Below are 611 nucleotides of genomic sequence, written 5' to 3'. Positions count from 1 at the left end.
TGTCTTTAAATAGGCCAATGAATGTGTTTACGATGGAAGGAATGGTGATCTTGAGTGCCTGTGGCAAAATGATCAGGCCTGTTTTCTTCCAGTAACTCAAACCTAACGCATCGGCAGCTTCATATTGTCCTTTTGGAATGGCTTGCAAACCACCACGTACCACTTCTGCCATGTAAGCCGCGCTGAACATGACCACACCAATTAAGGCACGAATAAGTTTATCCGTTTCGGAACCTTCAGCTAAGAACAGCGGTAACATAACGGACGCCATGAATAGTACGGTAATCAGTGGAACGCCACGCCATACTTCAATGTAAATCGTACAGATGCTGCGTATGATGGGCATATCAGAGCGTCTGCCTAGAGCCAGTGCGACACCGATCGGTAATGAAACCACAATACCAACAAGTGCGATGATCAGTGTGACCAACAATCCGCCCCATTTATGCGTTTCAACCACCTCCAAGCCAAACACGCCACCGTAGAGAAGCGCAGCAACGATAAACGGATAGATGTTGACAAAGAACAGCCAAATCCATAAACGTTTTGGTGTTTTTTCATAGGCAAGAAGCACAGTGAAAATCGCGAGCGTGATGTAAAACAGGCGAGGG

At 46.5% G+C, this 611-nt stretch carries 1 protein-coding gene; it reads right to left on the bottom strand.

Features of this window, described 5'->3' with window-relative positions; all coding sequences use genetic code 11:
- On the bottom strand, nucleotides 1-611 hold a 611-nt coding region (locus tag R8N49_RS28595), incomplete at both ends, for an amino acid ABC transporter permease (protein WP_318190632.1).

The sequence above is a fragment of the Vibrio sp. 1978 genome (assembly GCF_033344345.1).
The sequence above is the reverse complement of the archived record's forward strand: the minus strand, read 5'-3'. Positions and strand labels throughout refer to the sequence as shown.